6 protein-coding genes and 1 riboswitch are annotated in these 7,925 nt (G+C 37.5%); of the genes, 2 read left to right on the forward strand and 4 right to left on the reverse strand.

Annotated features, from left to right (window positions below; translation table 11 throughout):
• The first annotated feature begins 39 nt into the window (after nucleotides 1–39).
• Both L2586_RS18880 and L2586_RS18885 read left to right on the forward strand, forming a co-directional pair.
• The gene (locus L2586_RS18880; protein WP_235294506.1) at nucleotides 40–456 is read left to right on the forward strand and encodes a hypothetical protein; all 417 of its coding nucleotides are present in this window, start codon (nucleotides 40–42) and stop codon (nucleotides 454–456) included.
• A 95-nt stretch (nucleotides 457–551) separates the two neighbouring features.
• Nucleotides 552–2,822 (forward strand): SulP family inorganic anion transporter, encoded by a 2,271-nt coding sequence (locus L2586_RS18885; protein ID WP_235294507.1) that lies wholly within the window; start codon nucleotides 552–554, stop codon nucleotides 2,820–2,822.
• Between the two features lie 31 nt (nucleotides 2,823–2,853).
• Here the strand turns inward: L2586_RS18885 and L2586_RS18890 are convergent, their stop codons facing one another.
• The 4 genes from L2586_RS18890 to L2586_RS18905 all read right to left on the reverse strand — a co-directional run bounded on the left by L2586_RS18890 (nucleotide 2,854) and on the right by L2586_RS18905 (nucleotide 7,448).
• Nucleotides 2,854–3,804 carry a DUF4465 domain-containing protein gene (locus tag L2586_RS18890; RefSeq protein WP_235294508.1) on the reverse strand — a complete coding sequence of 317 codons (951 nt, stop codon included), beginning with the start codon at nucleotides 3,802–3,804 and terminating at the stop codon, nucleotides 2,854–2,856.
• Nucleotides 3,801–5,618 carry a TonB-dependent receptor plug domain-containing protein gene (locus L2586_RS18895; protein WP_235294509.1) on the reverse strand — a complete coding sequence of 606 codons (1,818 nt, stop codon included), beginning with the start codon at nucleotides 5,616–5,618 and terminating at the stop codon, nucleotides 3,801–3,803. Before L2586_RS18895 ends, L2586_RS18890 begins: the two co-directional genes overlap by 4 nt.
• Before the next feature lie 36 nt (nucleotides 5,619–5,654).
• Nucleotides 5,655–5,845, reverse strand: a riboswitch (cobalamin riboswitch).
• Between the two features lie 49 nt (nucleotides 5,846–5,894).
• Nucleotides 5,895–6,791, reverse strand: a complete 897-nt coding sequence (dapA, locus tag L2586_RS18900) for a 4-hydroxy-tetrahydrodipicolinate synthase (RefSeq protein WP_235294510.1) — start codon at nucleotides 6,789–6,791, stop codon at nucleotides 5,895–5,897.
• Between the two features lie 111 nt (nucleotides 6,792–6,902).
• The gene (locus L2586_RS18905) at nucleotides 6,903–7,448 is read right to left on the reverse strand and encodes a DUF6913 domain-containing protein (RefSeq protein WP_235294511.1); all 546 of its coding nucleotides are present in this window, start codon (nucleotides 7,446–7,448) and stop codon (nucleotides 6,903–6,905) included.
• Nucleotides 7,449–7,925: the final 477 nt, after the last annotated feature.

A 7,925-nucleotide genomic window follows, 5' to 3' on the forward strand; every position in this document is an offset into this window, starting at 1 on the left:
AAGCGATAAATGAAGTGGAGATTTAATATTATAGTTTTTTTGAGCTTAATACTATGTTCTGTTTCATCGTATGGTCAGGAGCGGAATGATTGGATTTTATTCGAAGAAGCGACCTTCAAAGAAATTTTCGTAAAAGAATTTTTTACTTTTAAGAGTCTGCTAAATCCTGATGAAGATATATTAAAACTTGAAGGCCAAGAGTTGTGGATCACTGGTTATTATATACCAGTTGCAACAAAGGATAGTAGTATTATCCTTTCGAAGACTCCTTTTGCTAGTTGTTTTTTCTGTGGTTCTGCAGGACAAGAGACGGTAATCGATGTAAGATTAAGAAAAGCTCCTCCGCGTAATTTTGTAGCTGATGATAAGATAAGTGTAAAAGGTGTATTGAAATTGAACACTTCCGACTGGGAGACGTTAAGCTTTATTCTTGAAGAAAGCATAATTGTTGAGTAATATGTAATATTCGCTGATATTCTTATTGAAACCTATAATTAGGTGGACATTTTACTTTATGATGTAGTGGAATTATTAGCGCTAAACAAACATATTTGGGAGATCAAAGCTTGCATCATGTTACACCAGAAAAAGGATGGAAAGGACTAGTTCAAAATTGGAAATCTGATTTTTTAGCAGCTATTAGCGTATCATTTGTCGCTCTTCCTTTAGGATTAGGTGTGGCAGTTGCTTCAGGAGTTCCTCCTATCTCGGGTTTGATTTCTGCAATTATCGGTGGGGTAGTCGTTACCTTATTTAGAGGAAGTCATCTTGCTATTAATGGTCCGGCAGCAGGTTTGATTGCGGTCATTTTGTCCGCAATTGTTACGCTAGATGATGGCACGGGACAGGCGATTAATTATATGTTAGCTGCGACTGTCATTGCTGGATTTATACAAGTAATTCTAGGTTTTCTAAAATTGGGATATATTGCCGAAACGATTCCTTCTTCTGTGATTCAAGGAGTCATGGTAGCCATAGGAATTATTATTTTCACCAGTCAAATTTATGTTGCATTCGGAATGACTGCGACTGGTGCGAATACAGTGGAGAATTTGTTTCAATTGTTTGGAAGACTCTCAGAAATAAATCCCATTATCGCTTTAATTTCCATTATTGGGATCATACTGCTAGTGGTAATTCCTAGGATTAATTCTAGACTGTTACATTTTTTTCCAGCAACACTTTGGGTTTTGTTGATCTCCATTGTCGTTGTGTATAGCTTCAATTTTTTCGATGAGCACAGCATCCATATTTTCGATAGTGATTATATCGTCGGGCCTCAATATTTAATAGGAATTCCGGATGATCTGAGTAAGGCATTGCTATTTCCGAATTTCAGCAAAATAAACACCTTCCCGTTTTGGGTTGCAGTGATATCCATTACCTTAATTGCGACGATACAGACATTGGCCATGGCTAAAGCTGTAGACAAACTAGATCCCTATCGAAGGAAGTCTAATCTAAATAAAGATTTAATCGGGATGGGAATTGGAACAATAGTTTCTAGTGCTATCGGTGGGCTGCCAGTCATTACGGTGGTCGTTCGAAGTACCGTGAACATTACGAATAATGCCAAAACAAAGTGGTCGAACTTTTACCATGGATTGCTCATTATTTTATTCCTCTTTTTGCTCGCACCAGCAATTCAGAAAGTCCCTTTAGCGGCACTTGCTGCAATCCTTGTTTATATTGGTTTTCGTTTGGCTTCGCCCGGAGTATTTAAGAAAATTTATGATTCGGGAATAGAGCAATTGTTGTTCATGATTGTGACCATTATCATTACTTTATATACGGATTTATTGATGGGGATTATAGGAGGAACACTCTTTACTTTAATGGTCCAGATTCTGTTGGCAAGACTACCAGCTAGGAAGTTTATTATGGTAGCATTGAGAAATGATGCCCAACTCGCCTCTAGAAAAGATGGCAGTTTTGACATTAAAGTAAGAGGTGTCGCTAATTTTCTATCCATTCCTAAGTTTAATAAATTAATAGCCAATATTCCAACTGGAAAGAACGTCCACATTGACCTATCAGAAACGCGTCTAGTAGGCCTTTCCTACATCGAAAGGCTTTATGAATATGTGAATGCTCAAGGAGAAACAGGAGGTGAAGTAGAGCTGTCGGGTTTAGAAAACCATGTCTCTTCTTCTACACATAATAAGGCGCTTAAGATTCATCTTAGTCCGAGTTCTCCCAAGCTTTCTCCACGACAAGACCACCTTCGAGACCTTGCGAGCAAGTTGAATTTCACCTTTGACCCACAGGCTAATTGGAATACTTCCTACCTTAAGAATTTCCGTTTTTTCGAAATCAGACCGATCGAGCGAAAATCTAATGTCCTTAGAGGTTCTTTTTCAGATCAAAAGGTACAATGGGAAGTTGCAGATGTGATTTTCAATGAAGGAGCGGCCTTCACTGCTGAAGTATTTCATACGACTGTGATGACGTTGCGGTTAAGTGATACGATTCCGATGTTCGTAATGGAGAAGGAAGGATTATTTGATAAGATATTCGATCGAGTGATGGCCTTTACGGGGTATAAAGATATTGACTTTGATATGTATACGGGCTTTTCTAGTAAGTTCTTATTGATGGGGGAAGATGAAGAAGCGGTGAGAGCATTTTTTAATCAGCAATTGATCCGATTTTTCGAGGATTCACCGATATACCACATTGAAAGTAATGGAGAAGCATTATTGATTTTCAATAAATTAAAATTGGCAAGAACGGATGAGGTGCAAAAAATGCTGGAGTTTTCTGAGAAACTATTGAAACGAATAGAAAGTAGAACCTTAATAGAAAAGGCCACCGGAAAGTAATCCTCATGATACTCCGATGACCCATCTATTTTTATTGTTTTACAAATGAAGTGGCAAATCGCTTACCGTCGACATTGATGACAAAAAAGTAATTTCCATTTGTCAATGTTCTGATATCATAACCATTATCCTTCTTTTGGAATTGTTGTGTTAACCTACCAGCTGCATCATATATTTCAGCAGAATACGAAGTATCTTCTAATCCATTGACATATAACATATCGGAAGTTGGGTTAGGGAAGATTTTTAGGTCAATGCTTTCGCCTAGAATTGTTGTAGAAGATTCGATGTCTAAAAGAACATTATCTATACAAAAATAAGCGGGTGTGTTCATGCCAAATGCTCCCACATCACTTGAGTTTAGTGTGAATTCAATGCTATCAGCAGGGCCTAATGAACGGGTTTCAACATATGTCCAATCCTTTACGATGTAGTCTTGGCTATTGTCTTCGAATCGATAGTCAGCTAAGTAAAAGTTAATACTATCAACTGATCTTTCTCCTTCATACCATTTTCTAATGGTCAATAGGAAGAAGTCAGGATCATCACCTGATTCGCCACCAAATTTTTTCGCAAATGCATCTCCTTCTAACATGCTTAAGGCGGTGAAAGTACTATTAGTTATATAAATTCCATTAATCGTCATCCCCGCGGTTAATTCTATTAGCCTGAAAACTACAGGTTGGTAGGCACTTGCAACGCCATAAGCATCCGAAACTTTTCCACCTCCAGCATACGAACTATATTGGTTGATGTAGCCTGGAGTTACCGTATCTCGCATGGAAGAAATAGCCCAGTCTGTCCAACTATCATATTCTGGATTGTAATTATTTGGAAAAAAAAGATTTCCATTATAAAAGCCTCCACCGCCATTGTTTTGGAATGTATCTAATTCGTCCAATAGATTTTCGAATCCTGCAACCTCTTGTGATTGAGCAGTAAATACAGCTAAAAAAGCTGCGATTAATAGTAAGTGTTTCATTTAATTATTTTTGTTTTTATTCCTAATTCGAAATGCCTTCCCGGCATCGGCCTTCGCTCGATGATTCGGTATTGTTCATTCCATATATTGTTAATTCTTCCATAGATGCCGACTCGTTTCAGATTGATTCCTAATTGCATTTCTGCAATAGCGTAGGCGTCTAAATTTTCATTGATTCCTGAAGTTTGACCAATAAATTTGTGGTGATAACTCCAGTTTAATTTCCTATAATCTAGTTGTATACTAGCAAACCCAGAGTGTGTCGGGGTATAGAACAATTGGTCTCCAGCGTTGATTTTCGGGAATTTGACCGCGATGGTATTGGTAGATTTGATATAATCGTACCCGATAGTTGACTTGATTTTTACATTGCGAATCTGATAGCGCAGTCGGAGTTCAGTTTCCACACCTCTGCTCCATACTTTATTAAGATTATAAGGCTGGAAGTAACTACCACCTTCTATCAGTGCCCACTGAATCCAATGGTCGATTATTCGGTTAAAACCAGTGATTTGTCCGCGTATTTTTTCGTTTTTATAGGTCAATGTTGCCTCTTGACTCCAGCCAGATTCGGCAAGTAAGTCAGGATTTCCACCAGGGGCCCAGAAACGATCATTCAAGGTCGGTAGGCGATAATTTCTGCTTATTTTTCCTTTCGTCTTTAAGTAATTGGTAATAGGAATTTCAAATGCGAATGCAGGCATAAATGGAGTAACCTTAGCATCTACGATTTCTTGTCGACCACTTAGTTGAAACCATTTGTATTGGTACCGAACGAAAGCTGCGGTCTTTGATTCAACAGCTTCATTCTTATAATTACTTGGGGAGCTTACCGTGGTATAGAATTGACTCATACCAATACTGAATTGCTGAAATTTATTTAATTTCAATTCATAATTTCCATCTAAGATCAAGGTCTCGAAATGAGTGTATGATGCTGTATTAGTAGGTTGGTCAGTGTAATCTAAGTCCTCCGAGAAAAACGCGGTCTTTACTTTTAGATTTTGGTTTTTTTGTTTGTGATTCCACTGTATAGAAAGACGGTGTGACAGGTCTTCTTGGTAGGCTTCACTCGTGTTTTGGACGGTGGTTGGTGGGGTTTCTCGGTAAGCATTAGCATACCAATAGAATAAAGAAAGCTTATTTTTCTTGTTGATGGTCCAGAAAATATCTTGGTTAAAATTGTATTGTTTTTGGGCGGAGTTAACTTGATTTTTTTGTTGATTTCCAGCGATAGTATATGGGTAGTCGTTTTTTGCTTTCAGGAATGAGATGCTGGTATTTGATTGAATCGATCTGTAGTTATAAGAAAGTTTTGCTTGTTCATGGAGCATGTCAAAAGACCCGACACGCAATAAGTTTTCAAATACGGTTCTGCCGTCCTCTTGGGGTTTGTGGTGTAAGTTAATTACACCGCCGATTGCCCCAGATCCCCACATGGCGGAGTTACCACCTTTTTGTAAGATGATATCATCGGCTGCCCAGGTGTTCAATAATGAAAGATCTAGCAAACCTAGAAAAGGATTCTGAATGGGCAGGTCATTCCATAAAACTAAAGTATGGTTTGCGCTTCCACCTCTAATAGATGATGTGGCAATGGAACCAGGGCCATAATTTTTTATAAAGACGGAAGATGCTTGATCGATCGCTTCAGAAACATTGGAAGTGTTTTTAATGGTTTGTTGAAGTCCTCCGAAATTCTGTGATCTAAGTGGTGATGCAGAAATATAAATGGTGTCAATAACCTTTTCCTGCCCATTTGCAGCGTTGCAAAATAGGAGCATAAGGAATCCACATGCTATCCATTTATTCATAGAATATTGATTTTTGCTTTTCCACCGAAAGCATTAAATACAAGTTTGCACAGGGCAGGTCTTCTGACTTGTTTCACTTTTTAAATCCTTCCCATCTTTCGACAGTGGAATTGTAGTTAAAAAGCTGAATGAAACTTACAGCTGCGGGGACAGTCTCGGATTCTCACCGAATTCCCTATTAAAACACTACGAAAATACGTAGGGTTACCTTATGCAATTGCGAAGGTATAAAAACTTTAAATATGGAAATGAAATATCTTTGAAAAGAAAAGAATATTAAGCGATCAGTCTCTGAATGCGCTCCATTTCTTGCTTTAAATTATTGTAGTTCTCTACAGAAAGTGGATGTAATGGTAGTCTGACATCGTTTTCACAAATGCCTAGAACTTTCATAGCTGACTTAATGCCCACAGGATTTCCTTCTATGTATAACCACTTATGTAAGTCATACAGTTCGAGGTTAATTTTCTGAGCAGTAGTAAAATCATAAGCAAGAGCTGCACCGATCATTTGCGAGAATTCCAAAGGGAAGGCATTAGCCATTACAGAAATTACGCCCTCACCACCACAAGCGACCATCGCCATTGCTACTTCATCATCTCCGCTGGTTACGAAAAAGTTATCTGGTCTATTTTTGATGATTCTTGTTGCTTGGATAAGGTCACCACTTGCTTCTTTAATGCCAATGAACTTTTTGCTATCTCTCGCAAGTCGAACGGTTGTGGTCCATGACATGTTAGACATTGTTCTACCAGGAACATTGTATAAGATGATGGGTAGGGGAGAAACCTCTTGGAGGGCCATAAAGTGATGGTAGATTCCTTCTTGGGACGGCTTAACATATGCTGGGCTGCTAATTAATAAAGCATCGATCCCTTTGAAATCATAGTTAGAGATTTTCTCACACAGGTCTAATGTGTTGTTACTTGCAAAATTTCCAGCGACGATAGGCACCCTCTTTTCATTAATTTTGATAACATGATCGAGAACGGCTTTCGCTTCTTGGTCATTAAGCGTAGCGGTTTCACCAGTAGATCCGAGTGCGACGATGTAGTCCACTCCACCTCTGATTACATGATTCACAACAGTGGTCAGGGCATCAAAATCGACCTTTTGATTTTTGAATGGTGTGATGATGGCAACTCCTGTTCCTGTATACTTTGAATCTTTCATTTCAATGTTTATAAATTAATAAGGGCATAAAAATAATATTTTATCGGGGACAGTGTTAGTAATTCATGTCTGTCCTTTCCCAAATAACTCAAAACACTTTCAAATGATAAGTTACATCACCAGTTCAGCTGAGGAGTGATTGTATTCTGGAGTGCAAAGTTGATCTAATGTTTCCTCGAGAATCTTGATATATGCCTTCCAAGAATTTTCTTTCACAGGATTAATCACTAAATCATATAAGTCTGAGTGATCATGAATGACACCAATTTTAAATTGAGCATTAGAAAGATCCATAATGGCATTCAGCTCAGGGATATTTTCTGTATTAAAACTGATGATCAAATCGAAATCTTTTTTAATGAAGTCAATGACAACAGGGGATTTCGGAATGTAGAACCAGTTAAATGATTTAGCATTGAAGGCTTGGAAACTAATTTGTTCTGGGCTCGTATGATCGGTAAGGAAAAGGAGGGTAATGTCTTTTCCTAGGTGTTGTAATTTTTTGACATAGGTTTCTATGATTTTTAGATCCGAGTCCTTTCTGCCATCTACAAGGAAGGCAATTCTTTGAGATAAGTTGTGCTTAGACTTCTTATTATGTTGGGATTTAAAATTAATCCGATTCCTATTGTACATCCAAGTTTTCAGATTCATCATATTCTATATTTTTAAGTTCATGCCATGCTGATGAACAATTTGTTGTAAATAGATTAACGAATATTTTAACAGGAAATTTTGTGTCATAAAGACATATACACGCTCAGGATTCGCGCTTTGGCAATATTAAAGTTGCCGAAAGTTAATACAAATATAAAGTTTATATTATGATTATTTATAATATGAAGAGTTAAATATTAAAAAGTGTCGTATGAGACAAGAAATTGGAGCTGTGAGCGGCAAGCTATAAACAGGAGAAAAGATTGAGATCGTAGATCGAATGAATTTTATTTGATAATAGCTTTTAACTTCTTGAAATTTACTCGAAAGAATTATTTTCCACTATCCACTGTCATTGCCTGAAATAAGTTGACCACAAATTAAAAGAATTATGAGTGGAAAACAACATTCTGGATTAAATCAGACAGAGCGGCAACGTCGAAGATTTAGTGAAACGTTTAAGAAAAAAAAGGTCAA

This window comes from Portibacter lacus (assembly GCF_021533215.1).
Classification (GTDB): domain Bacteria; phylum Bacteroidota; class Bacteroidia; order Chitinophagales; family Saprospiraceae; genus Portibacter; species Portibacter lacus.